At 60.4% G+C, this 25,745-nt stretch carries 24 protein-coding genes; 6 read left to right on the top strand and 18 right to left on the bottom strand.

Annotated elements, in window-relative coordinates:
* The first annotated feature begins 153 nt into the window (after positions 1-153).
* From AC3I0A_RS15710 to AC3I0A_RS15720, 3 genes are read left to right on the top strand one after another with little or no spacing between them, the layout of a single operon-like run.
* On the top strand, positions 154-1,398 hold the full coding sequence (locus AC3I0A_RS15710) for an exonuclease SbcCD subunit D C-terminal domain-containing protein (RefSeq protein ID WP_489372919.1): 1,245 nt from the start codon (positions 154-156) through the stop codon (positions 1,396-1,398).
* Positions 1,395-5,039 carry an AAA family ATPase gene (locus tag AC3I0A_RS15715; RefSeq protein ID WP_489372920.1) on the top strand — a complete coding sequence of 1,215 codons (3,645 nt, stop codon included), beginning with the start codon at positions 1,395-1,397 and terminating at the stop codon, positions 5,037-5,039. The genes AC3I0A_RS15710 and AC3I0A_RS15715 overlap by 4 nt, the downstream gene beginning before the upstream one ends.
* Positions 5,036-5,638 carry a glutathione S-transferase gene (locus AC3I0A_RS15720; RefSeq protein ID WP_489372921.1) on the top strand — a complete coding sequence of 201 codons (603 nt, stop codon included), beginning with the start codon at positions 5,036-5,038 and terminating at the stop codon, positions 5,636-5,638. Before AC3I0A_RS15715 ends, AC3I0A_RS15720 begins: the two co-directional genes overlap by 4 nt.
* A gap of 190 nt (positions 5,639-5,828) precedes the next feature.
* Here the strand turns inward: AC3I0A_RS15720 and AC3I0A_RS15725 are convergent, their stop codons facing one another.
* The 15 genes from AC3I0A_RS15725 to norR all read right to left on the bottom strand — a co-directional run bounded on the left by AC3I0A_RS15725 (position 5,829) and on the right by norR (position 19,566).
* Positions 5,829-6,101: a hypothetical protein gene (locus tag AC3I0A_RS15725; protein ID WP_489372923.1), complete on the bottom strand. Its 273-nt coding sequence runs from the start codon at positions 6,099-6,101 to the stop codon at positions 5,829-5,831.
* Complete coding sequence (locus AC3I0A_RS15730; protein ID WP_489372924.1) at positions 6,098-6,310, bottom strand: hypothetical protein; 213 nt, start codon at positions 6,308-6,310, stop codon at positions 6,098-6,100. The genes AC3I0A_RS15725 and AC3I0A_RS15730 overlap by 4 nt, the downstream gene beginning before the upstream one ends.
* A gap of 115 nt (positions 6,311-6,425) precedes the next feature.
* Positions 6,426-6,551, bottom strand: a complete 126-nt coding sequence (locus tag AC3I0A_RS15735; protein WP_489372925.1) for a hypothetical protein — start codon at positions 6,549-6,551, stop codon at positions 6,426-6,428.
* 212 nt (positions 6,552-6,763) lie between these two features.
* Positions 6,764-6,943: a hypothetical protein gene (locus AC3I0A_RS15740; protein ID WP_489372927.1), complete on the bottom strand. Its 180-nt coding sequence runs from the start codon at positions 6,941-6,943 to the stop codon at positions 6,764-6,766.
* Positions 6,944-7,100: 157 nt separating this feature from the next.
* On the bottom strand, positions 7,101-8,270 hold the full coding sequence (locus tag AC3I0A_RS15745; RefSeq protein ID WP_489372928.1) for a lactonase family protein: 1,170 nt from the start codon (positions 8,268-8,270) through the stop codon (positions 7,101-7,103).
* The gene (locus AC3I0A_RS15750; RefSeq protein ID WP_489372930.1) at positions 8,263-8,559 is read right to left on the bottom strand and encodes a DUF5629 family protein; all 297 of its coding nucleotides are present in this window, start codon (positions 8,557-8,559) and stop codon (positions 8,263-8,265) included. The genes AC3I0A_RS15745 and AC3I0A_RS15750 overlap by 8 nt, the downstream gene beginning before the upstream one ends.
* 264 nt (positions 8,560-8,823) lie before the next feature.
* On the bottom strand, positions 8,824-11,229 hold the full coding sequence (locus AC3I0A_RS15755) for an efflux RND transporter permease subunit (protein ID WP_489372932.1): 2,406 nt from the start codon (positions 11,227-11,229) through the stop codon (positions 8,824-8,826).
* A 19-nt stretch (positions 11,230-11,248) separates the two neighbouring features.
* Complete coding sequence (locus AC3I0A_RS15760; RefSeq protein ID WP_489372933.1) at positions 11,249-12,301, bottom strand: WD40/YVTN/BNR-like repeat-containing protein; 1,053 nt, start codon at positions 12,299-12,301, stop codon at positions 11,249-11,251.
* Positions 12,302-12,761: 460 nt separating this feature from the next.
* Positions 12,762-13,232, bottom strand: coding sequence for a ubiquinone anaerobic biosynthesis accessory factor UbiT (ubiT, locus tag AC3I0A_RS15765; RefSeq protein WP_489372935.1), 471 nt, complete (start codon positions 13,230-13,232; stop codon positions 12,762-12,764).
* Positions 13,226-14,116 (bottom strand): U32 family peptidase, encoded by an 891-nt coding sequence (locus tag AC3I0A_RS15770; RefSeq protein ID WP_489372936.1) that lies wholly within the window; start codon positions 14,114-14,116, stop codon positions 13,226-13,228. Before AC3I0A_RS15770 ends, ubiT begins: the two co-directional genes overlap by 7 nt.
* Before the next feature lie 10 nt (positions 14,117-14,126).
* The gene (gene ubiU / locus AC3I0A_RS15775; protein ID WP_489372938.1) at positions 14,127-15,122 is read right to left on the bottom strand and encodes a ubiquinone anaerobic biosynthesis protein UbiU; all 996 of its coding nucleotides are present in this window, start codon (positions 15,120-15,122) and stop codon (positions 14,127-14,129) included.
* Between the two features lie 78 nt (positions 15,123-15,200).
* Positions 15,201-16,436 carry a molybdopterin molybdotransferase MoeA gene (locus AC3I0A_RS15780; RefSeq protein ID WP_489372939.1) on the bottom strand — a complete coding sequence of 412 codons (1,236 nt, stop codon included), beginning with the start codon at positions 16,434-16,436 and terminating at the stop codon, positions 15,201-15,203.
* On the bottom strand, positions 16,433-16,987 hold the full coding sequence (gene moaB / locus AC3I0A_RS15785) for a molybdenum cofactor biosynthesis protein B (RefSeq protein ID WP_489372941.1): 555 nt from the start codon (positions 16,985-16,987) through the stop codon (positions 16,433-16,435). The genes AC3I0A_RS15780 and moaB overlap by 4 nt, the downstream gene beginning before the upstream one ends.
* Positions 16,988-17,289: 302 nt before the next feature.
* Positions 17,290-17,937: a pyridoxamine 5'-phosphate oxidase gene (gene pdxH / locus AC3I0A_RS15790; protein WP_489372943.1), complete on the bottom strand. Its 648-nt coding sequence runs from the start codon at positions 17,935-17,937 to the stop codon at positions 17,290-17,292.
* Between the two features lie 99 nt (positions 17,938-18,036).
* Entirely contained in the window at positions 18,037-19,566 is a 1,530-nt protein-coding gene (gene norR / locus AC3I0A_RS15795; protein ID WP_489372944.1) for a nitric oxide reductase transcriptional regulator NorR, read from the bottom strand.
* A gap of 152 nt (positions 19,567-19,718) precedes the next feature.
* Here norR and ytfE point away from each other — a divergent pair, with 152 nt between their 5' ends.
* Complete coding sequence (ytfE, locus tag AC3I0A_RS15800) at positions 19,719-20,393, top strand: iron-sulfur cluster repair protein YtfE (protein WP_489372946.1); 675 nt, start codon at positions 19,719-19,721, stop codon at positions 20,391-20,393.
* An 83-nt stretch (positions 20,394-20,476) separates the two neighbouring features.
* Here the strand turns inward: ytfE and AC3I0A_RS15805 are convergent, their stop codons facing one another.
* Entirely contained in the window at positions 20,477-20,914 is a 438-nt protein-coding gene (locus AC3I0A_RS15805; RefSeq protein ID WP_489372947.1) for a CopD family copper resistance protein, read from the bottom strand.
* Positions 20,915-20,942: 28 nt separating this feature from the next.
* The gene (locus AC3I0A_RS15810) at positions 20,943-22,133 is read right to left on the bottom strand and encodes an NnrS family protein (protein ID WP_489372948.1); all 1,191 of its coding nucleotides are present in this window, start codon (positions 22,131-22,133) and stop codon (positions 20,943-20,945) included.
* Between the two features lie 612 nt (positions 22,134-22,745).
* Between AC3I0A_RS15810 and AC3I0A_RS15815 the strand changes: the two genes are divergently transcribed.
* On the top strand, positions 22,746-23,429 hold the full coding sequence (locus AC3I0A_RS15815) for a Crp/Fnr family transcriptional regulator (protein WP_419117456.1): 684 nt from the start codon (positions 22,746-22,748) through the stop codon (positions 23,427-23,429).
* Positions 23,426-23,626: a protein DnrP gene (locus AC3I0A_RS15820; RefSeq protein ID WP_489372949.1), complete on the top strand. Its 201-nt coding sequence runs from the start codon at positions 23,426-23,428 to the stop codon at positions 23,624-23,626. Before AC3I0A_RS15815 ends, AC3I0A_RS15820 begins: the two co-directional genes overlap by 4 nt.
* A 222-nt stretch (positions 23,627-23,848) precedes the next feature.
* On the opposite strand, the gene AC3I0A_RS15825 is transcribed toward AC3I0A_RS15820, so the two are convergent.
* Positions 23,849-25,696 carry a nitric oxide reductase activation protein NorD gene (locus AC3I0A_RS15825; RefSeq protein WP_489372950.1) on the bottom strand — a complete coding sequence of 616 codons (1,848 nt, stop codon included), beginning with the start codon at positions 25,694-25,696 and terminating at the stop codon, positions 23,849-23,851.
* Positions 25,697-25,745: the final 49 nt, after the last annotated feature.

A 25,745-nucleotide genomic window follows, 5' to 3' on the forward strand; every position in this document is an offset into this window, starting at 1 on the left:
CCACTCCCTCGCCACAAAGGTCGCCAACCTGAAGAATCGGGTTAACTGACTGGCATCAACCGCCCCCCTGACCTTTTTTTGCCAGTAAACTCTCCCCTTTCGCCGCTATCATTTTTCCCGCGGCCACACCTCATTTTTCAAGCGGAGTTTGCCTTGCGTCTGTTTCACACCTCCGACTGGCACCTTGGGCAGAACCTGCACGGCCAGGAGCGCGACTTCGAACACGCCTGCTTCCTCGACTGGCTGCTACGGCAGCTGGCTCAGCACACACCCGAGGTGCTGCTGATCGCCGGCGATATCTTCGATACCGTCAATCCACCGGTCAAATCCCAGGAACGCCTGTACGACTTCATCGTCAGCGCCCACGAGCAGCAGCCATTGCTGACCATCGTGATGATCGCCGGCAACCATGATTCAGGCTCGCGGATCGAGTTGCCCGCGCCCTTGATGCGGCGCCTGCGCACCCATGCCCTGGGTCGGGTGTTGTGGCTCGATGACGGCCAACTGGATGCCGAGCGCCTGTTGATTCCCCTACCCGATGCCAGCGGCGAAATCGCCGGTTGGTGCCTGGCCTTGCCGTTCTTGCGCCCCGCCGAAGTCACCGGTGCGCATTTGGGTGACGACTACCTGCGCGGTATCGCTCAGGTCCACGAATGGCTGATCGCCGCCGCCAATGCCAAGCGCCAACCGGGGCAGGCGTTGATCGCCATCAGCCACGCGCACATGGCCGGTGGTTCGGTTTCCGAAGACTCGGAGCGCAGCCTGATCATCGGTAATGCCGAAGCGCTGCCCGCCAGCCTGTTCGGGCCGAGCATCAGTTACGTCGCCCTCGGCCATTTGCACAAACCACAGAAGGTCAACGGCGAGGAACGCATTCGCTACAGCGGCTCACCGATCCCACTGTCGTTCTCCGAGATCGGCTATCAGCACCAGATCCTCGACATTGAACTCGACGGCGAAACCCTGCTCAGCGTCGAACCACGGCTGATCCCCCGCGCCGTCAATCTGCAACGCCTGGGCCCAGTGCCATTGGCTGACGTCTTGAGCCAATTGGCCGACCTGCCGAACATCGACCTGCTGGCCGATATACAGCGCCAACCCTGGCTGGAAGTACGGGTGCGCCTCGACGAACCGCAGCCGGACCTGCGCCAGCAAGTGGAAACCGCGCTGCAAGGCAAAGCCGTGCGCCTGGTGCGAATCGCCGCTGAATACGCCGGCAACGGCAGCCGCGAAGGTTCTGATAACGGCGGCCAATTGATCGAACTGGACCAACTCACGCCGCAGGAATTGTTCAGCCGCGCCTGGCAGGAGAACTACGGCAGCGAAGTCGATGAGCAGACCCTCAATGACTTCGCCGTACTGCTGCAAGACGTTCAGCTGGAGAGCGAACAACCATGAAGATTCTCGCGATCCGCCTGAAAAACCTCGCCTCCCTGGCCGGCCCGTTTGAAATCGACTTTACCGCCGAGCCGCTGGCCAGCGCCGGCCTGTTCGCCATTACCGGGCCGACCGGTGCCGGCAAAAGCACCTTGCTCGATGCTTTGTGCCTGGCGTTGTTCGGTGCGGTGCCGCGGCTGAACAACGTTGGCCGTGAAACCAAAGTGCCGGAAGTCGATAGCGAAATCCTCACCAACGATCCGCGCACACTATTGCGTCGCGGCACCGGCAGCGGTTTTGCCGAGGTCGATTTTGTCGGCATCGACGGCCGTCGTTACCGCGCCCGCTGGGAAGCCAATCGGGCCCGCGACAAGGCCAATGGCAAGCTCCAGGGCAGCAGGCAAAGCCTGCACGATCTGGACAGCGCGCAACTGCTGAGCAACCAGAGCAAAAGTGAATACAAGCAACTGATCGAAGCCAGACTCGGCTTGAACTTCGAACAGTTCACCCGTGCCGTGATGTTGGCGCAGAGCGAATTCAGCGCCTTCCTCAAGGCGGATGACAAGGATCGCAGCGAGCTGCTGGAAAAGCTCACCAACACCGCGATCTACAGCCAACTGGGTCGCCGCGCCTACAGCAAAAGCAAGGAAGCCGAAGAGGCTCATAAAGAACTGAAAGCCCAGGCCAGTGGCGTGACACCGCTGGAACCCGAGGCCCGCGCCGAACTCGATCAGCACTTCAACGACGCGCAGCAGCAACTCAAGACTCAGCAAGCGCAACTCAAGCAGCTTGAGCTTCAGCACACCTGGCTCAAGGATCTGCGCCAGCTGCAGGACGAGCAGCAAAGCGCTGCCGAACAACTGCAACTGGCTCAGCAACACTGGGACAGCCAAGGCAACGAGCGGGTCAAGCTGACGCGTCTGGAGCAACTGGCGCCGCAACGGCATCAGTTCGCCCGGCAGGCCGAGCTGAACCTGCAACTCAGCCCGCTGACCGCGCAGATTCAACAACACACCCAGCAGCAAAGCGCACTGCAAAACCATCAGGGCCAGCTGGAGCAAAGCCTGCAAGCTGCCCAGACCGCGCTGACTCAGGCGCAAGGCCAACACACTGCCAGCGCACCCTTGCTGCGCCAGGCGTTTGAGGAGCAAAGCAGCCTGGCCCGCCTGACCAAAGAGTCGAGCCAGAGCGAAGCCCTCAAGCAACAAGCCGAACTGGCCTGCACCCAAGGCCAGAGCACGATTCAAGGCTTGCTCGAGCAACAACGGCAAGTCGCCGAACGTCTGGAGCGGATTGCCAGTCAGCTGGAACACAGCGCGAATCTGGCGCCGCTCAGCGAAGCCTGGAACGCCTACCGCGACCGCTTGCAACAGCTGATGTTGATCGGCAATCGGCTGAACAAGGGCCAGGCCGAAATGCCTGAACTGGAGCAACGCGCGCTCAGCGCCGCCCGGCAACTCACTGAACAACGCAGCCACCTTGAACTGTTGTACCGTGAAGCCGGTGCCGAACCCGAGGCGGTGGCCGAGCAGATCCAGATTCTCGGCAGCCTGTTGCAGGACAACCGCAAACAACAGCGAGCGTTCGAAGAGCTGGCGCGACTGTGGGCCAGTCAGCAGGAACTGGACAAGCGTTCGCTGGAGCTTGGGCAAAAACAGCATACCGCCCAGCAGCAGCGAGAAGAATTCAACCGTAAGGGGATCCAGGCCAAAGCCGAGCTGAGCGTCGCCGAACAAACCCTGACCGTCACCCGACAGCTGCTGGAGCGCCAGCGCGTGGCCCGCAGTGCCAGCGTCGAAGAGCTGCGCGAGCAACTGCAGGACGATCAGCCGTGCCCGGTCTGTGGCAGTCACGAGCATCCCTGGCATCAGCCCGAAGCGCTGTTGCAAAGCCTGGGCCGGCACGATGAAAGCGAAGAAGCCAACGCGCAAAAAGCCGTGGACACGCTGAAGGAGCAACTGGCGGATTTGCGTACCGAGGTGGGCGGCCTGATCGCTCAGCAAAAAGAATTCCTGCAACAACAAGAGCTGCTCGCCACCCAGCAACAAGCCCTCGCCCCGAGCCTCGACGCCCATCCGCTGTCAGCGCAACTGCTGAAACAGGACACCGCCAAGCGCGATGGCTGGCTGAATCAACAACTGAGCCAGCTGAACCAGAACATCGCCCAGGATGAGCAACGGCAAACGGCCTTGCTGACCTTGCAGCAAGAGGCGGCACGCCTGCAGCAGCAACTGCACGCCACCACCGAGGCCAGCCAGCAAGCGGCGCAACATCTGACCAATCAGCAGCGCGAGCTGGCCGGTGATCGCCAGCGTCTTGAAGAAGAACTGGCAGCGTTCACCTCCCTGCTCCCGGCGCAAACCCTTGAAGGTTTGCGCAACGAACCTGCTGCGACCTTTATGCAACTCGATCAACAAGTCGCCCAGCGCCTCGAACAGCTCGAGCAGCAGCGCGATGAACAGACCGAGCAGCAACTGCGCCAGCAGACTCTGGAGAAGGAACAGGATCGGCAACAGACCCGCGTTCAGCAGTTCGAGGTCGCGCAACAGCAGTTCACCGCCCTCGCCGATCAGCAGCAAACCTGTCAGCAAAAACTGCTTCAGCTACTGGGTGAACACGCCAGCGCCGAGCAATGGCAGCAGCAACTGGATCATGCCCTCGAACAGGCACGCAACGCAGAAACAGCGGCCAGTCAGGCACTGCAAGAGACCCGCAGCCAACTGATCCAGCTGGGCGCGGACCTCAAGGCCAGACAAGAGCGCCTGCACGCCCTTGAGCTGGAAAACTTCGAGTTGAGCAGCAGGATCGCCGATTGGCGCCAACTGCATCCCGAGCTGGACGACGGCGGCCTGGAACGGTTGCTGGCCTTCGACGACGAGCAGGTCAGCCAGCTTCGCCAGCAGCTGCAACACAGTGAAAAGGCCATCGAACAAGCCAAGGTCCTGCTGCACGAACGCGAACAGCGACTGCATAACCACCAGGCGCAACACAATGGCAATCTTGATGCCGAGCAACTGGCCAGCGCCCTGAGCGAACTGCAAAGCCAATTCGCCGCCAGCGAACAGCTCAGCGCCGAACTGCGTGCCCAGCAAGCCGAAGACCAACGTCGGCAGAATGCCAATCAGGCGCTGGCGCAACGCATCGCCGAGGCCTACAGCGAGTGGCAGCGCTGGGCACGCCTGAATGCCTTGATCGGCTCGGCCACCGGTGACACCTTCCGCAAGATCGCTCAGGCCTACAACCTCGACCTGCTGGTGCATCACGCCAACGCGCAACTGCGGCAACTGGTGCGCCGCTATCGCCTCAAGCGCGGCGGCAGCATGCTCGGTCTACTGGTGATGGATACGGAAATGGGCGACGAGCTGCGCTCGGTGCATTCGTTGTCCGGCGGCGAGACCTTCCTGGTTTCCCTGGCGCTCGCCCTGGGCCTGGCGTCGATGGCCTCCAGCACGCTGAAAATCGAATCGCTGTTTATCGATGAAGGGTTCGGCAGCCTCGATCCTGAATCGCTGCAACTGGCGATGGATGCCCTCGATGGCTTGCAGGCTCAAGGGCGTAAGGTTGCGGTGATTTCCCACGTGCAGGAAATGCACGAACGGATTCCGGTGCAGATCCAGGTCCGCCGCCTGGGCAACGGCCTGAGCACCCTGGAGGTGAAATGAGTACGGCGACGCTCTACTCCTTCCGCCGCTGCCCCTATGCGATGCGGGCGCGCATGGCCCTGCGTTATTCAGGGATTGCGCTGAACATTGTCGAGGTCAGCCTGAGAGCCAAGCCGGCCGAAATGCTCGCGCTGTCCAGCAAAGGGACAGTGCCGGTGCTGAGCGTCGATGGCCGGGTAATCGATGAAAGCCTGGAGATCATGCACTGGGCGCTGGAACAGAACGATCCGCAGGACTGGTTGCTCAAGGACCACCCTTCGGCACAGCAAACAAGCGCCGCATTGATCGAAGAGAATGATCAGGTGTTCAAGCTGTATCTGGATCGCTACAAATACGCCGATCGCTACCCGGAACAGCCGATGGAGCATTACCGCGCGCAAGGCGCCGGGTTTTTACAGAAGCTCGATGAGCTCTTGCAGCAGCATGAGTACCTGGTGGCTGATCATCCGAGCCTGGCGGACATCGCCCTGGCGCCGTTCATACGGCAGTTTGCTCATGTCGATCGGGACTGGTTCGCAGAAGCGCCGTATCGGCATTTGCAGGCGTGGTTACAGCGGTTTCTGGAGTCGGAGTTGTTTGTTGGGGTGATGGCGAAGTAGCGAAAATTTGTGGGATTGTTTACTTAATTGTGGCGAGGGAGCTTGCTCCCGCTGGGCTGCGAAGCGGCCCTAGAATCTGCAACCCCGTTGTGTCAGACACACCGCACTCTCAGGTTTTACGACTGCTGCGCAGCCGAGCGGGAGCAAGCTCCCTCGCCACAGGTACAAGGCTCGGTTCCAGACTTCATTCTCAAGCCACTCCCCGCCCGGCAAACACATTGCACATCTCCAGCACCGAGCAATCCACTTGGAACGGCCCCAAAAGCGCTGCCTTCGGTTTAATCGGCGGATTACTTGCCAGCGCCCCCAAGGCCTGGGCGGTCTGGATGTTGTGAGCGATGTTGTGATTGCATTCAATGGCCCGCGCCAGCGAACCGGCCGAAGCCTGCCCCATCCCCAGCAATGAAGAGCCGTTGGTCAAGAACGCCAGGAAGGCGACGACCCAGAGTTTGCGTCCTTTCATTGCCCCACCAATCCCGCAACGTCTGCATGTTCGGCAGTGATGCCTTGTGCGCGATGCTCGAATTGAACGCCTGGGTAAGCGACTTGAATTGGCGGTTCGCTGGAGTGCCGAGTCTGGCCAGACAAGGTGACCACCAGGATCATGACTACGTACAAACCGATGGCGACGTAAGCACCGTGTTTGGCAGAGGTAAGCAGTGTGCTGGCCATGGGATTCTCCGTGGGCATGTTTCAGTGCCCACAGGATCAATCAAATAGCGAAGTATGAAAAACGACCTCCATGCATAGTAACTATCAGCTTTGTTGATCCTGAATCCGCGGTATTTCAGTCCTGCAACAAGCTCATCAAGCGCTCACGCGCGACATCCGGCTCGTCCGGAACAGGCGGGGCAGCCGACACAATAGGGGTGGAATAGAGGAACAGAAGAACCACTGCCAGACGCATAACCATGCTGTCGATCCCTTGGAGAGACTGAGTCAATAAATTAGCGTCAAATTTAAACACATGGCCACATGCCATTACCAAGAGAATTTGTACTAACCAGTCCTTTCTGTCGTAAACGGTTTATGCAGGAGCGACATCACTCTTGTCCCTGCCGACGAAAATGGACGCCGATCAGAGCAGTGACTTCGCTCCTGCATAAATTCGTTAGTGCGCAGGTTTCAGTGTTGGATCTTGTGATCCAGTGCGGCGTAGAAGTTGGCGCTTTGTTGCAGGTATTTCTGGGTGTAGCTGTGGCTGCCGGATTTTTTCTCGTTTATTTCAACGCTGGCACTAACTGGTAGAGCCACGGTAGCCGAGATAGCGGAAGCAGCGATGACCGAGAAGAGATTGAAGTTCATGGCGATAACCCTCGTGGATTCAGTTGGCTTGCTTGCCCGTGGGGGCCGTGAAGCAAACTTACGTCCGAGGGTCGGTGCGTTGAAATTCTTTGCAGCAGTAGCGGATATCAGTGTCATTAATAGAAGTACGCAGGCCCCGACATTCGGGACCTGCGGCCTATTGACCGAGCAAGAATTTGATATCGCTGGGGGAATCGAACGGCAGTTTTTGCACGGTTTTGCCTAGCAGGCCGCTCTTCGCATCGCGCTCAAGCACCACGATCTGGTGGCTTTTCTGGTTGCCGATCAACAGGAACTTGCCACTCGGATCGAGGCTGAATTCCCGTGGATGATCACCTTCCACCGAGCGTCGCTGGATTTCCTTGAGCTCGCCCGTCGCCGGATCAATGGCAAACACCAGCAACTGATTGGCGGTGCCACGGTTGCTGATATAGAGGAACTTACCGTCAGGCGATGCATGCAGCGCCCCAGCGGCTTTCTCTGCCTTGGGTCGGTCGGCAGCCAGTTCGACTATCTGCCGCTGCACCAACTTGCCAGCCTGATAAACGAACACCGCGACCTGCGCGCTCATCTCCAGGGTCAGCCAGGCATGCTTGCCATCGCCGCTGAACAGCAGATGTCGCGGTCCGCTGCCCGGCGGCAACTGCACGAAAGACGGTGTGGCTGCGGTCAACGGCAGCTCGGGATTGGCGTTGGGGTCGTAGCGATAGACAAAGATCTTGTCCGCCCCCAGATCGCTGGAAAACACGTACTGGCCGTCCGGCGATGACACCGTCGAATGCACATGCGCCGACATCTGCCGTTCAGGGTTGACCCTACTGGCCGGATGACTGCTCAGTTGCACCGGCGGCGCCAGCGTGCCATCGGCGGCCACCGGCAACACCGCGAGGCTGCCACCCGGATCTTCCACCACCGAGTAATTACTGACGAACAGGTAGCGGCCGTCAGCGCTCAGGCTGGAATGGGTCGGCTCGTTGCCGAGGGACTGGACCTGATTGATCAGGCTCAGCTGATGATTCTTCGGCTCGATTGAATAGCTGCTGACACGGCCGACCGGGTCAGCCTGGCCGGGACCGTTTTCATTGACCACGAACAGTCGCCGCCGATCGTTAGACAGGGTCAACCACGACGGGTTGGCGCTCTTCACCACCTGCAACGGTTTAGCGTCGAGCTGACCGGTGCGGCTATCGAAGTTCAGACGATAGAGGCCCTGACTCTGGCCCTGGGTGTAGGAGCCAACTAACAGCTCATAACTATCGACGGGGGCCGCCTGCACCGACATTGCCCCGACACTGCCAGCCATCAGCAATGGCCAGAAGTTACGCATCCTCTTGTTCGTCATCCGCTTCGTCACCGCCGCTGAATGCGCTCATGCACACCAGCCGGTGCTCGCCGGAATCGCCGGTGATGGTCCAGCTTTGCAGGGTCTCATCGAAGGTCGCAGCCTGCACCTGAGCCATACTGAACACCCAGCGCTTGGCTGCCCGGCCGTCCATGCATTCGATGTGGAGTTGATCCTGTTCATCGAGAGAGAAATCAAAGGCGTGCAGCCCGTCGATTTCCAGCATGTCGCAGGTTTCGAGAACGGTGAGCAAAGTGTCAGTAGCGGCAGTCATGGCGATCAATCATCAAGTGGAAAGTCGCAATGATAGCCCATCGACTTGCCTTAGCGCCGTTCAGTGAAATGGATGCAATCTACAAAAACTCACAGTTCTTGTGTGGGAGCGAGCTTGCTCGCGATAGCGGACTGTCAGTCGATATCAATGTCGACTGGTTTGCAGTCATCGCGAGCAAGCTCGCTCCCACAGGGTTTTGTGCTAGATCTTCAGCCAAAAAAAAAGCCGCAACCCAAGTTGCGGCTTTTTTACTTCTATCACCCCTTAATGAGCAAACAACGAACTCCCCTTCTGCCCGGCCAGTTTCTCAGGTTTGATCAGGAACCGCGCCAGCGCTGGCAGCAGCCACAACGCGCCGAACATGTTCCACAGCAGCATGAAGGTCAGCATCAGGCCCATGTCGGCCTGGAACTTGATCGCCGAGAAGATCCAGGTGCAGACACCGATGGCCAGGCACAGACCGGTGAACAGCACCGCTTTACCGGTGGATTTCAGAGTCTGGTAATAAGCTTCCTGCAGCGGTAGACCGGCACGCAGGAAACTTTCGAGACGGCTGTAGATGTAGATGCCGTAGTCGACACCGATCCCCACGCCCAGCGCCACTACCGGCAAGGTCGCGACTTTCACGCCGATGCCCATGAAGGCCATCAGGGCGTTACCAAGCACCGAAGTCAGCACCAGCGGCAGCACGATGCACAAGGTCGCCGCCCAGGAACGGAAGGTGATCATGCACATGGTCGCCACACAGAGATACACCAGCACCAGGATGATCAGCTCCGACTCCCTGATCACTTCGTTGGTGGCGGCTTCGATCCCGGCGTTGCCGGCCGCGAGGATGAACTCCAGACCGTCCTTGTTGTTCTCCTTGGCGAACTCCTGCACCGCATGCACCGCTCGATCCAGGGTTGCGGCCTTGTGATCGTTGAGGAACACCAGCACCGGCGCCAGCGAGCAACTGTTGTTGTACAGACCATCAGCGCGAGCGATGGAATTGTTCAACACGTCCGGGTTGCGCGACAGGGTTTCCCATTTCAGGTTGCCCTCGTTCATGCCCTTGATCATCTGCTTGGAGACAGTCACCAGGGAAATCGCCGACTGCACGCCTTCGGTGTTCTGCATTTTCCACATCAACTGATCGATCGGCGCCATGGCTTCATAACGCGAGCAGCCTTCCGCGGCGGTCTTGACCATCACCACCAATACATCGGAGCTGGTGGAGTAGTTGCTGATGATGAAATTGTTGTCCTTGTTGTAGCGCGAATCAGGACGCAGTTCCGGCGCGCCTTGATCGAGGTCGCCGATTTTCAGGTTCTGGCTGTACCAGAGGCCGCCGCCGAAAGCCAACAGGGCCAGGGCGATCGACACCGGCGCAACCTTCGGGCTGGCAAAGTTCGACAGCAAGCGCCAGAACGGATGCTCACGCACCGCGTCTTTCTTGCTGCGTTCGACGGAGCGCTTGCTGATGCCGACGTAGGAAATAGCTACCGGTAACAGAATCAGGTTGGTGAACACAATCACCGCTACGCCGATGGAAGCGCCGATGGCCAATTCGCGGATCACGCCGATGTCGATGATCAGCAAGGTGATGAAGCCTACGGCGTCGGCCAGAATCGCGATCATCCCCGGCAGGAACAATTGCCGGAACGTTCGCCGTGCCGCGGTCAGGGCGTTGTCGGCCTCACTGGACTGCAAGGCGATGCCGTTGATCTTCTGTACGCCGTGGGAAATACCGATGGCGAAAATCAGGAACGGCACCAGCATCGAATACGGGTCCAGCCCGAAACCGATGGCGTGCATCAGCCCAAGTTGCCAGACCACCGCCACCAGCGTGGTAATCAACACCGCAATGGTGCTGCGGATACACCAGGTGAACCAGTACAGCAACACCAGGGTGATGACGAAAGCGACGCCGAAGAACATCACCACCATGACCAGGCCGTCGATCAGATCGCCGACTTTCTTGGCGAAACCGACGATATGGATCTGCACATTGGGGTTTTGTGCTTCGAATTTGTTGCGGATCTTGTCTTCAAGCTCATGGGAGAATTTCTGGTAGTCCAGCGCGAGCAACTTGCCCTGGTCTTCCGGATCCGGATAGGACTCCAGCAACGGGATATCGACGATGCTCGACTTGAAGTCGTTGGCTACCAGCCGACCGACCTGACCGGACTTGAGCACGTTGTTACGCAACAGATCGAGGCTGTCGGCCGAGCCGTTGTAGCTCTGCGGAATCACCTCACCACCGGCGAAACCTTCCTCGGTCACTTCAGTCCAGCGAACACTGGGGCTCCACAGCGACTTGAGACCGGAACGATCAACACCGGAGATGTAGAACACCTCGTCGTTGATCTGCCGCAGGGTTTCCATGTACTCCTTGGAGAAAATGTCGCCATCGGTGGCTTCCACCGAGATCCGCACGGTGTTGCCCAGGTTGGCCAGATCGTTGCGGTGCTCAAGCATCTTCTCGATGAAGGGGTGCTCGAGCGGGATCATTTTTTCGAAACTGGTGGATGGCCGGATCAGCGTCGCCTGCCAGAACAGGAACACGCTGACCAGCAGGCAGATGACGATCACTGCCGGGCGGTTATTGAAAATCAGGCGCTCGAGAAATGTCGCCTTGTCCTGGCGATGACTGCTTATGGAAATCTTGTCTTGGTGTTGAATGTTCATGGAAATCCTCGCCTTCTTATTATTTGCCCAGCTCAGCGCCGGTTGGCGTGGTAGCGCGAACACCGCCCTGTCCTACCAGAATCAGGTTGCCATTACCCGCCGCCGTGACCGCCGACAAGGAAATGCGGTCCGGTCTATTGTATACGCTGAAGGTCAACCCATCGTCGGTGCTGCGCACCACGCTGCCGCCGTTGCCGACGATGACCAGTGAACCGTCGTCGAGCAACGTCGCACCCGACAGACCGAATTCGAGTGCACCGCGGGCAGCTTTCAATTCAACCGGTTCCCAGGTACCGCCGAAATCCGTGGAACGGAACAGATTCCCGCGCAGACCATAAGCCAGCAGTGTGCCGGGCTGGCGGGTACCGATCACACCAAACAGCGAACCCTGATACGGCCCTTCGAGGCGCTCCCAGGTTTGTCCCCAATCGGCGGAACGGAACATGCTGCCCTGCTCACCGACGATGAACAGACCGGAATCCTTGACCGCCGCGATGGCGTTGAGGTGGTACTGGTCTTCGTTGTCCAGGCGATCGCTGACAATTTCCCAGTTCTTGCCGCCGTCGGTGGTTTCCAGCAGTGCGCCATAGGCGCCCACGGCAAAGCCATTGCCGGCATCCTTGAACCAGACGTCGAGCAACGGCGCTTCACGGGTCAAGTCTTCGTATTGCCTGGTCCAGGTGACGCCGCCGTCTTCACTGGCAAGGATCTGCGCGTCATGCCCGACCGCCCAGCCGTGCTTGTCGTCGACAAAGAACACCGCGGTCAGCAACTGCCGGGTCGGCACTTTGGCCTGGGTCCAGGTCTTGCCCTGGTCATCGGAATAGAGAATGTGCCCACGATCACCCACGACCACCAGACGCGCACCGGCATGCACGACGTCGAGCATCAGGCCTTTGGCGGACTTTGCGGATTCAATCGAATAGACAGTATCGACCGCCGCCGTGGCAGCAGCCTGGACGGGGGCCGACACCGCGGCAACCGCCAACAGCGAGAGCGCTGTAGCCAGCAACGCAAATCTGCGTAACGCTGGCGGGCGGCAAAAACCCACACCCATGACAGGCTCACTCATAGACCTTTCTCCCATTATTATTGTTAGGTCATTCGACCTTGCAGGGCGCCGTACAGGGCGTTTTTCTGCTTTGCCGCTTCGGATCGTCGTCCTGAAACCTGCAATCTAGAGCCCCTTTTGAAGCTGGCCTATCCTATCCAGCTTTGGAAAGCCCTGACAATCGATACGACGTTATGTTTTGTTAACCCGGCGCTTTGAGTCGTGGCTGAATGGCGAGACATTCGCTGGGATAATGAATAAAGGCCAGTATTTGGCCTTTATCAAGGTGACGGGGGTACGGCCCCCCGGTGTCAGGGTATGGATATGTACACCCGCGAGAGCCAGGCCGGCAGGGCGCCATCGCAGGCAAGCCAGCTCCCACATTTGATCTGGGTACATCCGCAAAAGACAGACCGGCTGTCAGGCCGCCATCGCAGGCAAGCCACACACCGAATCTGCGTCAGTCACAGCAATCAGATTCTCACCCCGCCGCCAACCCCTTCCCTGCCCGCTCCAGATTGCGCCACAACCAAACGGGCAACACATCCGGATCAAGACTGTCGATCAGATTCTTCAACGCCAACCCCAACTCAGTATCACCCTCGATCACCAGACGCCTGCGGAAAAACAGCGTATCCGGATCCTCCTGACGACTGGCAAGCAGTAAAAACTCTCGCCAGTTGCCGCTGATAGTCACTTGCGCCTGAGCGCACTCGGCAATCTCCAATCCCCCACGTCCCAGAGTCAGGTACCAGGACAAACCCAGGTCCGGAATCCGCAGACACAACCAACGCCCCCGCAACAGGTCGAACCCGCCCTCTTGCAAAGGCTCGGCAAGGCAGCGATTGAGCGCTTGCTGCAACGCCAACCGCTGCACGACAAAGGGCACCCGGCGCACCAGCGGCAATAACCGGTCGGCACCTTTCAACAGCCATTTTTTTCGGTTCAACACAGACCAACCTCCTCGACGCGCAACATGCCGGCCTGGCCATGCCAGTAACCATTGCAACCTTCGACGAACAGCGGCGGCGTCTCGCCCAGACGGACCCGTTGATAAGCCGCGATCACATCGTTCATGCCCTGGGCACGCGGGCTCAGGCGCAACAAATCAGCACCGCAAGCCACCAGCCCGGAATAATCCGCCAGCAGATTGGTCACCTCGGCCGACATCGTCTGAATGCCGTTGATGGTGAACAACGGCTGACCTTCCTGACTCGTCAAGGCCAGGCCATCGGGGTAGTTGATGCAGCAAAACTGGCAGTCGTCCTTGGGCCGGTTTTCCGCCCGGGCGGTGAAACAGCGCGCGGAATAGGCCAGGGGCAAATGCCCGTAGGCAAAAATTTCGACTTCCGGCACTTCACGACCCAATTCGCGCACCTGCTCGATCACATCGCCAATCAGCGCCGCCGAACATTCCACCGGCGGCACCCAGCGGGTCATCCCGCAGTCGAGCAGTTGCGCCAGCGTATGGCCGTTGTACAGATTGAGGGCCGGACCACCGACAAAAGGCAGTTTGCGCTCGGCCAAAAACTGCACCGCCCCCATGTCGTTGGCCTCCACCAGCAATTGGCCGTTGTCGCACAGCCGTCGCAGGCTGGAGAGTTCGGACGCCGCTTCAATCAGCGTCAGGCTGGAAAGCACCAGCTGCGCCTGAGTGCACTCCTGCAGCTCGCGACCCAGGCCAAGCCACTGATCCAATGAAAATGCCCGGCGTTTCGAACACACGGTTTCCCCCAGATAAATCACATCCAGAGGCAAGGCCGCCATCTCGGCGTAAAAGTTGCTGAGTTGCTCTTTGTCCCAATAAAACAGGACCGGTCCCAGGCTGAGCTTCATGTCCCGTCCCTCATTGCCATGATCGATGATAGGCACCCAGGGTGGTCTGGCTGCCTTCGGACAAGCCGGCCAGCACCTGACGCCATTCATCCTTGACCCGAAAACTGCCCGGCGAGCCGCGATGGGCATCCAGGGCGGCGCGCCAGACGCGGGTGACTTGTTCCACATAGGCCGGACTGCGTTGGCGGCCCTCGATTTTTACCGCTTCGACGCCGATGGCCGTCAGTTCCGGCAGCAGGTCCAGGGTATCGAGACTGGTGGGCTCTTCCAGCGCATGAAAGCGCTTGCCACCCACCAGGAAACGGCCTTTGCACAAGGTTGGATAACCGGCCGGCTCTTCAGGGGTGTAGCGGTCGATCAACACCTCACTGAGCCGCGCGCTCAAGCCTTGGGCGTCTTCGCTCCAGCGCACCGCCTTGGCCGGCGAACAGACGCCGCACAGGTTCGGCGATTCGCCGGTGATATAGGAGGACAAATGGCAACGCCCTTCGGCCATGATGCATAAGCTGCCGAAGCCGAAGACTTCAATGGGCACCGGGCTGCTGGCCGCGACCTGACGCACTTGCGCCAGTGACAGCACCCGCGGCAAAACGGCGCGACGAATACCGTAGCGCTGCGCATAGAACCCCAGCGCGGCGGCATGGGTCGCCGAACCCTGGACGGACAAGTGCAACGCCAGTTGCGGGTGACGCTGACTGGCATAGTTGAGCACCCCGGGGTCGGCGGCGATGAGCGCATCCACGCCGAAATCGGCGGCGCGATCCACCGCCCGCTGCCAGCGCTCCCAGCCCTTGGGCTGAGGGTAGGTGTTGACCGCGACGTAGAGCTTGCGTTGATGTTTTCGGATGAACGCGACCGCGGCATCGAACTGTTTGTCGTCCATATTCAACCCGGCGAAATGCCGGGCGTTGGTGTCATCACGAAAACCGACGTAGACAGCATCGGCGCCTTGGCGCACGGCCGCTTTCAGCGCAGGCAGGTTCCCTGCCGGGCAGACCAGTTGCATGGGTAATCCTCGCGGTCGAAAATGCGCTGCCAGTCTAGCGAGACCGGCAGGCACGGCCTTGACGGCAATCAATTGCCATCAATGCATCAGGTCGGCAAAGGACAGGAACATGACGTTGTCGTGTTTGCGAATCTGTTGCTCGCACTCCACCACCGCAAGCCCGTCGGCCCAGCAGGCGGCGGTCAACATGGCGGAGCTTTGCTGAGGGTGCAGTTCGACGCTCAATTGCCCGTCGGTGCCCGGGCTCAGCCTTGCCCGCAGGTACTGCCGACGCTTGTTACGCTGCAGCCAGTCGAACGCCGCCGGCACGGCCAATGGCACCGGCCTCACCTCGGTTACACCCTGTGCCCTGAGCAGGAACGGGCGCACCACCACCAACGCGGTAATCAGCGCCGCCGATGGATTGCCCGGCATGCCGATCCAGGGTTTGCCAGCCACTTCGCCAAAGGCCAGCGGTTTACCCGGCTGGATCGCCAGCCGCCAGAAGTCCACGCTGCCGAGTTCCTCGATCGCCTGCTTGAGATGGTCCTCCTCGCCTACCGACACGCCGCCCGAAGTCAGCAGCAGATCGCATTCCGAAGAGGCCAGGCTCAAAGCGTCCCGGCTGGCGGCCAACTCATCGGCCATGACCCCATAGTCATGCACCTCGACGCCCCAACCGCGCAACAACGCGGCGAGGCAATAACGATTGCTGTTGTAAATCTGCCCCGGCGCCAACGGATCACCCGGCTCACGCAGTTCATCGCCGCTGCTGAGCAGGCACACCCGCAAAGGCCGATAGACCTCGACCCGCGCCACGCCGGCACCGGCCAGCAGTCCCAGTTCTTGTGCGCGCAGGCGCTTGCCGGCCTTGAGCAGCAGATGCCCGCGGCGGACTTCTTCGCCCTCCTTGCGCACATGCTCGCCAACGCTTACCGGCGGCAACCAGACGTGCTCGCCCTCGACCCGGCAACGTTCTTGCGGCACCACGGTATCAGCACCCGGCGGCAACGGCGCGCCGGTAAAGATCCGCACTGCTTGCTGCGCCAACAATGGCGAGCTGTCGCCGGCCCCTGCCGCTATCCGCCCGACCACCGACAGACAACCGCCTGCCAGGGGCAAGTCCGCCGCCCTGAGGGCGTAACCGTCCATGGCGCTGTTGTCCCAGGCCGGCAGGTTTACCGGGGAGTGAATGTCAGCTGCCAGCACTCGCCCCAAGGCTTGATCCAGGGAGATTGTTTGCGCAGGTGGCGGCGGCGGTGCCTGGTTCAGCAGGCGCGTGATGGCCTCGTCCACCGGCATCAGCTTGCCGCTGTCGCACACCGGGCCGGTCATGAGCGTGCCTCGCAGGCATCCATGAGCTGTTGCGGCTGTGGCTTCAAATGCGGGGCGAAATTGCACGGGCCGGTGCGACTGTCCAGCTGTTCCAGCAGGATCTTGTTCCAGGCAGTTCGGCACGCGCCCGGTGAGCCCGGTACGCAGCACACCAGCACCCCATTGCTCATCCCGGCCAATGCCCGTGACTGCAGACTGGACATGCCGATTTCCGCCAGCGACACCTGACGGAACAGTTCGCCGAAGCCTTCCACGTGTTTGTCCAGCAACGGGAGGACCGCTTGCGGGGTGTTGTCGCGTGGGGTGAATCCGGTGCCGCCGGTCATCAGTACCACTTGCACTGTCGGGTCGGCGATCCAGTGGGAGAGTTTTGCGCGGATCTGATAAATGTCGTCCTTGACCAGATCACGGTCGATCAACACATGCCCTGCGGTTTGCAGCAAATCCGTCAGGGTCTGTCCCGAGGTGTCGGTATCGAAGGTGCGCGTATCGCTGATGGTCAGCACGGCGATGTTCAGCGGTTGAAAAATGCGTTGCGCCAGATGGGCCATATCCAAGCCTTCCTGTAGATAAGGGTATGGCCCAGCCTGAACCGGAATGTAGACCGAGCCTATTCCTCCAAGGAGGTACCTCGACGGGGGGAATGAGTTGATGACGGTCAGTTAAAGAGTATCGAGTCGAGCACATGTGGCGAGGGAGCTTGCTCCCGCTCGGCTGCGAAGCAGTCGTAAAACCGGCAGATGCGCTCTACCTGAAGAATTGCGGTGGCAGGTTTTGGGGCCGCTCCGCAGCCCAGCGGGAGCAAGCTCCCTCGCCACAAGTTCTGTGTTCGGCGTGTCATTTTCATGGGTACTCAAGGTGCCAAACGATTTCGTTGCCACACGCCCTGCTGCAACCGGTAATCAAGCCGATCATGCAATCGATCCGCACGCCCCTGCCAAAACTCCAGCCGTTCAGGACGCAGACAGTAGCCGCCCCACTGTTCGGGTCGTGGAATGGTCTGGCCGACGAAGCGCTTGGCGGTTTGCGCCAGCAAGGATTCAAGCACGGCCCGGCTTTCCAGTGGACGGCTTTGCGGCGAAGCCCAGGCGCCCAGACGACTGGCCAGGGAGCGGGTGTCGAAGTACGCATCCGAGAGCTGCGGATCGAGCCTGGAGACCTGGCCCTCGATGCGCACCTGACGCTCCAGACCGGGCCAGAAGAAGGTCATGGCAGCAAAAGGATTGCCCGCCAATTGCTGACCCTTGTCACTCTGGTAATGACCGAAAAAAGTGAAACCCTCATCGCTCAAGCCCTTGAGCAGCAGAATCCGGCAATGTGGGCGCCCTTCACTGTCGACCGTCGCCAGGGCCATGCTATTGGCCTCGACGGGGGGTTGCTCGGTATCGCGGGCTTGTTGCATCCACTGTCGGAACAAGGCCAGAGGATCGTCCAGCGCCAGATTGTCCTGCAGGCCATCCAGGGTGTAGTTACGACGCATTTGAGCCAGGGAAAGGGGCATGGCGGTGATCTCCGGAAGGTTCTGCGCAGTGTGCGATGCACGGCGCGACACCACCTTGACCACCATCAACACCGAGCATCAATGATGCACCGTCGGTCTTTACTTGAGCCGCAAACGCCGGGCCAGTTTGTGCAGATTGCTGGGATCGACTTCCAGCAGCCGTGCGGCGCTGGCCCAGTTTTCCCCCGACAGGCTCAAGGCGTGGAGAATTTTTTCCCGCTGATAATCGTCGACGGCTTCGCTCAGGGGCTGGAACGGCACATCAGAGGTAGCGTCCAGGGCCAGCTCGGCAACCGGCTCCGGCGAACCCATCGCGCTGTCGAGATCGAGTATCTCAGGCTCCAGGGTCATGATCAGGTTGCGACTGGTACCGCGGCTGAGCTGCTTCAACGCGGCTCGACTGATCACATGCTCCAGTTCCCGCACATTGCCCGGCCAGGCATAGCCCAACAGCGCGCGCTCGGCCGCTGGCGACAGACGCAAGCCGCGCAGGCCAAGCCGCGCCCGATTGAGCTCGAGGAAATACCCGGCGAGCATCAACACATCGTTACCGCGTTCGCGCAGGGCCGGAATCGGCACCGGATACACCGAGAGGCGGTGATACAGATCGGCACGAAACAAGCCGTCGCGGATGCTGTCCGGCAGGTGCCGGTTGGTCGCGGCGATGATCCGCACATCGACATGCAGCGGCTTGTCGGCGCCCAGCCGCTGAATCTCGCCGTTTTGCAGGGTGCGCAGCAATTTCGCTTGTACGCTCAACGGCAGCTCACCGACCTCGTCGAGAAACAGCGTGCCGCCGTTGGCCGCATCGAAACGCCCGGCGCGATCGCTGGTGGCCCCGGAAAATGCCCCTTTGACGTGCCCGAACAACTCACTTTCGGCCAGCGATTCCGGCAAGGCGGCGCAATTGACGTGCACCAGGGGCTTGTGATGCCGGCGCGAAAGACGGTGCAAGCGCCGGGCAAACAGCTCTTTACCGACCCCGGTTTCCCCCAGCAGCAATACCGGCAGCTCGGAATCGGCCAGCACCTCCAGCTCGTTGAGCAACTGACGCAGTACCTCGCTCTGACCGAGAATCTCGCCATCTTCGGCGGGCATCCGCACGTCCTGAGTATCACTGCGGGACAAACGCAGGCTACGGTTCTCCTGTTCGAGCCGGGTCACCCGCACGGCGGCCTCGATCTGCAAGGTACAACGCTTGAGCTCCTCCCGCGCGCGGCTGTCGAAGGTCCCGGCATGCAGCGCATCGAGCGTGATCGCGCCCCAGATCCGCCCCTCCACATACAGGCTCACGCCCATGCAGTCATGCACCGGCAGCGGTTCGCCGGCATGGCCGTCGAGCAAGCCGTCATAGGGATCCGGCAGGCGACTGTCGGGTTCGAACCAGGTCGGCTCGCGCGACGCCATGATCGCCGCCAGTCGAGGGTGCTGGGCGATGACAAACCGGCGCCCGAGCGCTTCGTGAACCAGTCCCACAGTCGCAACCGGCCTCAGGCTGTCGTCGTCCAGACGCAGCAAGCCCACGGCGCCACTGTTGAAGTATTCGCGCAGGGTCTGGACCAGCCGTTGCAAACGCACGGCATTGGGCAGCTCGACGATCAAGTCGGCGGCGAGGCTTTCACGCAGCATGGTAGTAACCACCCTTTATGGTTTGATTCACCCTGAGTCGTCAGGGTGCTCATCACCACAACAAAAAATTAATCGAGCATTTTCAATGCGTTAGGTTTGGCATGCCGGATGCAACAGGACCGGGGAACCTGTGAAACCTAAAAGGAATCCCGATGAGCCTGACCCTTCTGGAACAAAGTCTCGGCCAACTGGCCTGCGACATTCCCGGCGCCACCCGGACTTTTCACGCCTTCAATCTGGACTTCTGTTGCGGCGGGCAGAAAAGCCTGCGCGAAGCCGCCCTTGGCAAAGGCCTCGATCCGCTGTTGATTGCCGAGGCTCTGCACGCCCTGCAAGACGTCGGTGAAACCCAACACGACTGGCGCAACGAACCCGAGGATTTGTTGATCGCCCATATCCTGGCGCGCTACCACGCCCGCCACCGCGAACAACTGCCGGAACTGATCCGCCTGGCTCGCCGCGTCGAGCAGGTCCATGGTGCGCGCAGCACCTGCCCAAATGGCCTGGCCGATCACCTGCGGGACATGCAGCAAGAACTCGAAGGCCACATGCTCAAAGAAGAACAAGTGCTCTTCCCGATGCTGCAACAAGGGCTGGGGCCTCAGGCAGCACCGCCGATCCAGGTCCTGCGTTTCGAACATGATCAACATGGCGAAGCCCTGGAAAAAATGCTCGCCCTGACCAACAACATCACCCCGCCTGCCGATGCCTGCAACACCTGGCGCGCCCTTTATCGCGGCTTGCTGGAATTCAGGGACGACCTGATGCAGCACATCCATCTGGAAAACAACGTGCTGTTCATCAAGGCCCTGAACCCTCGCCATTGACCGATTGCCAGCAACCCGCGCCAGCCAACCGGTTGACGCGGCTTTTTCTTATTGGGGAGCGTTTGGGCTGAACGAATCTGCCATCAGCCATGCCAATAGAACATGGCCTTGGCCAGGATCACGATCAACAGCATGTGCCCGAGGATGCTACGGCGAATCCAGCTGGCGCGGGTCGAGGTCAGCCGTGCGCTTTTCAGCCAATAGGCCAGCAGCAAGTAATGCCCGATGATGCTCAAGGCCAGCATGATCTTCAGGCTCAATAGCGTGCCAAAACTGCTGGCCAGCGGCTGACTCAAGACACCGCGATGCTGCCACGCCAGCCCGATGCCGGCGCCATACAGCAGCAACACCACGCCATGCAGCACCTTGCGCGAGCGCACCGCGATCGCCTGATCCGCCGTCAGTTGCGCACCGTTCACCAACTGTCGACGTGCGGAGTGCCAGATGAACACCTCGAAAAACAGCGTGCCGATAAAGGCGGTGGCTGCCAGCAAGTGCGTGACCAGTAAAAAGGGATACATCAGCGCCAGCCTCCGTCAATTCGACTGCTCATCCTGGATGGCCGTCCACCCGGGCCCGCAGCAGCATCGGCCCATAGCGCCAGGCGTATAGCGCAAACGCCAGCACCCAACACAGACCTGCCAGCCACAACGCCCCCAACGGCAAGAACAGCACCAAAACCACCCGACTGAGACACCCCAGATTCAGCAAAATGAACGCCAGGGTCATGCCCGATGGCGGCTCCAGCGCACGGCCGGTATGCCCCAGGCTGACCCGCGCGATCATCGCCAGGATCAAGCCGCCCATGGCGCCTATCGTCAGGCAATGCACCGCCAGACTGGGGTTCACCGGCACACCGAAATGCCACAGCGCCATCCCCAGGCAGGCCACCGCCAACCAGCCATAGGCCAGGTGCAACGACCACAGCAACGGCACTCGCCAGAGCGCCCGATCATGCCAGCGAACCAGGCGCACCCAATGCCCCGCCGCCAACACCGCGAACAGCAGGCCGACCCAGACATTGGGATTAAGCGCAGGTCCTGCGGCATACAACAGCGCCACTAGCGGCGAGCCGATCAACAGCAGACGATCCAGCCAGGGCCAGGCGGCAACCCCGTCGACCCGGCCGAGGCCACGCTGGGTGAAAAACGGAATGACCCGTCCGCCGATCAACCCAATCATCGCTGCCACCAACCAGATGCCGCTCAGCACGCCTTGACGCTGCCAGCCTTCATGGCCCTCGATCAGGCCGTACACGGACAAGCCGTCGGCCACGGTCAACAACAGCAGCACCAACACAATCGGATAGTTACGCTGCTGCCGCACCTTCCATAGGGTGAAGCCCATAAGCGCCGCCACTGCCAACGGAAACGCCAATTCCAGAACCACGAGCAGCGGCCACGGCACATTCGCCAGCCAGGCCAGACGCGCAAACAACCACAGCAGCGCCAGAGCCGCCAGCGGCCTGCCGCTGATGCCCGGACGACCGGTCCAGGTCTGCACGGCCGTCAGCAAAAAGCCCGCGATAATCGCCAGCGCAAAGCCAAACAGCAGCTCATGCCGATGCCAGGCCAGCCAACCGCCCGCCGGCTGCCAACCGGAAATCGCGCCAGTGAAGGCTGCCAGCCAGAGCGGTATGGCCAGCAACGCCAGGACGCAGCCCGCCAGGAAAAGCGGCCGAAAGGCCAGACGTAACAGCGGCGTAATCGCCATCGCTGTACGGCGGTCAAGTACTTGCATAAAGCCACTCCTCTACCTTGCTGCCGGAGGGTAAATCCCGGTTCGATCATCGGGCATTCTCAATGAGCTGCACTTGTCACAGATCAAGCTTGCAAACTGCCAGAGGGTTAAATTGACCGTCTGTGGTCGAACAAGGGGTTGCAAGGGGCGTGCCTTGATGCCAAACGCTGACCCCCTGTGGCGAGGGAGCTTGCTCCCGCTGGGGCGCGCAGCGGCCCTAAAAGCTGCATCCGCGGTACGTCAGGTAGAACACATCTGCCGGTTTTACGACTGCTTCGCAGCCGAGCGGGAGCAAGCTCCCTCGCCACAGGTGTCATGCACCCAAGGTACAAATGACCACATGAAGGTATTTTTAACCCTAAACCCCATGGTCTTTTTCACCCCACACCCTGACACCCCCAATAAACAAGGGCCTGCGGCCATGGCCCGAGTCTTGCTCAACCATGAGCACCCCAAGATCCCTCGATTACCCGGAGTCGTCATGAAAAAAGTCATCCAGCCAGTGGCATGGTTTGTGGTTTTAACCTCAATCGTGGCTTTGGCCAGCGGCGTCTCTCTAGGCCTCGTTTGATTTGACCGCCATCCCCTTCTCAACCATCAGGATGAATTTTTATGGTGCTTCATCGAGTACATCACCAGATTCTGCGCAGTCATCATTTGTTCGAGCCGCTGAATGAAGAACAGCTGGATGAGTTGATGAGTACCAGCCACTTGCTGAGCATCGACAAAGGCGAGCCGTTGTTCCGTCAGGGCGAGCCGGCCGACTCGTTCTATTTCGTGATTGCCGGCGCGGTGAAAATCTATCGCCTGACGCCCGATGGGCAGGAGAAGGTGTTTGAAGTCATCGGCGATCGGCAAACCTTCGCCGAGGCGATGATGCTGATGGACACGCCCAACTATGTGGCCTCGGCCGAAGCGATCTGTCCCACTCAGCTCTACCGCTTGTCCAACAGCACCTACATGCGCCTGTTGCAGAGCAATAGTCGATTGACCTTCGCCCTGCTCGGCAAGCTCTGCGTACGCCTGCACCAGCGGGTCAACGAGATCGAAACGCTGTCGCTGAAAAACGCGACCCACAGGGTCGTGCGTTATCTGCTGACGCAGCTGGTGCGCCTGCAAACCGTTGACAGCCAGTTCGAACTGCCAATGGCCAAGCAACTGATTGCCGGGCATCTGTCGATCCAGCCGGAGACGTTTTCGCGGATCATCCGCCGCTTGATCGATGAAAAAATCATTACTCAGGATGGTCGTCAGATCGCCATTCTTGATCGTCTGCGCCTGGAACAGTTCGAGTGAGTGCCATGCCCGTCTGTCTGTATTGCCAACACGCCAACGCGCCGCAGGAAACCGAATGCCGCCAATGCGGCATGCCCCTGCCGGCGCTGGCCGAGCACGCCGAAGAACGTCGGCTGCGCCGCTTCATGTGGTTCTGCGTCGGCCTGACGATCTTTTGCGTTGCGATGTTTTTCTGGCTGCCGCGCAGCATCTCCTGAGCCGCGCCACGATATCCAACCATCCCCCTGCGTAGCAGCTGTCGAGTAGAACGAGGCAGCGTCCGAGGACGCAGTCCTCGTAAAACCTGTGCTCGCGGTTTATCTGAAACACCGAGGTGCAGGGTTTTACGACTGCTGCGCCCGAACGCGGACCGAGCCGAACGCAGCCTTCGGCAGCTGCTACGCCAACGTCGCCACGCCCCGTAGCCGTGGCCAAAGAAATCAAGGCTGGGTCAGCTGACGATACAACTGCGGCAAGCGCAGGGGTAATTGCTCGGGCTGACGGATCAGGGTGTAACCATTGGCGCCAAACATATAGGGCAGGTAGTCACCGGCTTCGCGATCAATGGTGATGCAGAACGGCGTCAGCCCCTGGCGCCGCGCCTCCAATACCGCTTCGCGAGTGTCTTCCACACCGTAGCGCCCCTCATAAAGATCCAGGTCATTAGGCTTGCCGTCAGTCAGTAGCAGCAACAGTTTGCGCCGCCGTTTGCAGCCACCCAGCAGTTGCGTGGCCTGGCGGATCGCGGCGCCCATGCGCGTGTAATAACCCGGTTTGAGCCCCTGAATGCGACCGCGAGTGTTGTCGTCATAACGTTGGGTGAAGGACTTGAGTTCTTGCATGCGCACCTGCTGGCGACGCAGCGAGGAAAACCCGTACAGCGCGAAGTCGTCACCCAGCACCGACAGGGTTTCGCCGAACAGCAGCAGGCTGTCCCTGATCACATCGATCACTCGATGCTCATCGTTCAGGTGGGCGTCGGTGGACATCGACAGGTCCGCCAGCAACAGGCACGCCAGGTCGCGACGAGTCTGGCGTTGCTCCATGAACAGGCCGCGTTCGGCGCACTGGCCATGCTGGCGTTCAACGTGAAAATCCAGCCAGGCCTGCATGTCCAGTTCAGACCCTTGAGGCTGCTGGCGTAACCACTGACGGTCATTGCGCAGGTGCTCGAACTGGCGCCGCAAACGGTGCGCCTGCGCCTTGAGTCGTGACGGCAGCGGCTGGGCCTCGCAGTCACGCGGCTGCATCATTTGCAGATTGACGAAGCCGTCCTGCATCTGCTGTTTGCGATAGTCCCACTCCGCTAACTTGATGCCCTCGCCCAGCGGAATATCGTCGACATCGGCCGGCGGTAAATCCAGGTGCAGCTTCAGGCCGCCGCCCTTGCGCAGACGCGTGCGCGACAGGGTCAATTCGTCCAGGTCGTCGGCGACTCTGGCGGCGTCCGGATCTTCGCTGTCATCCGTCCAGCGATCCAGATCCACGTGTTCGGTCCAGCTGAACAGGTTCTCCAGACGCACCACCAACAGCCCGCCTTTGCTAGTGCTTTCATCAATTCGTTTGGCGCGTTTGCGTCCGCCTTTCTGCTCGCCGGGGGGCGTGGCCAGATGATCTTCCGAGTCTTGCGACTCTTCGAGATCCGCAGCCTGCGGGCTGGCGAGGTTCTGCGGTGGGTACAACCACAACGGCAGCGGCCAGGCCGCCCGTTCGCTACGGGGAAAATGCTCGACACTGCCCGGCTCGCGCAACGCCTGGCACAAGGCCCGCTCCAGTGCCGCTTCGCCGCTGCTCAGTGAAGCCGGATCCGGGCGCAATTGCAGATGGGCATCGACCAGGCGTTTGTAGCGAGAGCGCAACGCGGGATAACGCCGCAACAGCATTTGCGTCCAGCGCTGGTTGTCTCTACCCCAGTGACGCATCTGGCCAGCCTGTGCCGCCAGCAATGCCAACCAGCGGTAGAGTTCCTCGTTCAATGCCACTTCAGGGAAGACCGCCAGGCTCGACGGCAGACGAAGATTATTCTCGTCGCACCAGGCCAATGGCACTTGTTTGCAGGTACCGGCGATCTGCTGCAGCACGTTGCGGCGCAACAACAGATCGCGGTCGCTGGCGGCTTCCACACCGATGCCACTGGCGCCGCCCATGGCGCGAAACAACAGCGCCAGCGGTCGCTGCTGGCTGACCAGTTCGACCCGTGCTTCGGGGAAATCCGGGCTGGCGCGACGGGTGATAAAGCGATGCCAGACACTGCCGACCCACTCTTCCAGTTCGACGGTAAAGGCCATGGTTTTTTTCCTCTGAAAACCAATGTAAAACGGCCCGCTGTACCAGCCG

The organism is Pseudomonas sp. KH_024_B2, assembly GCF_057839965.1.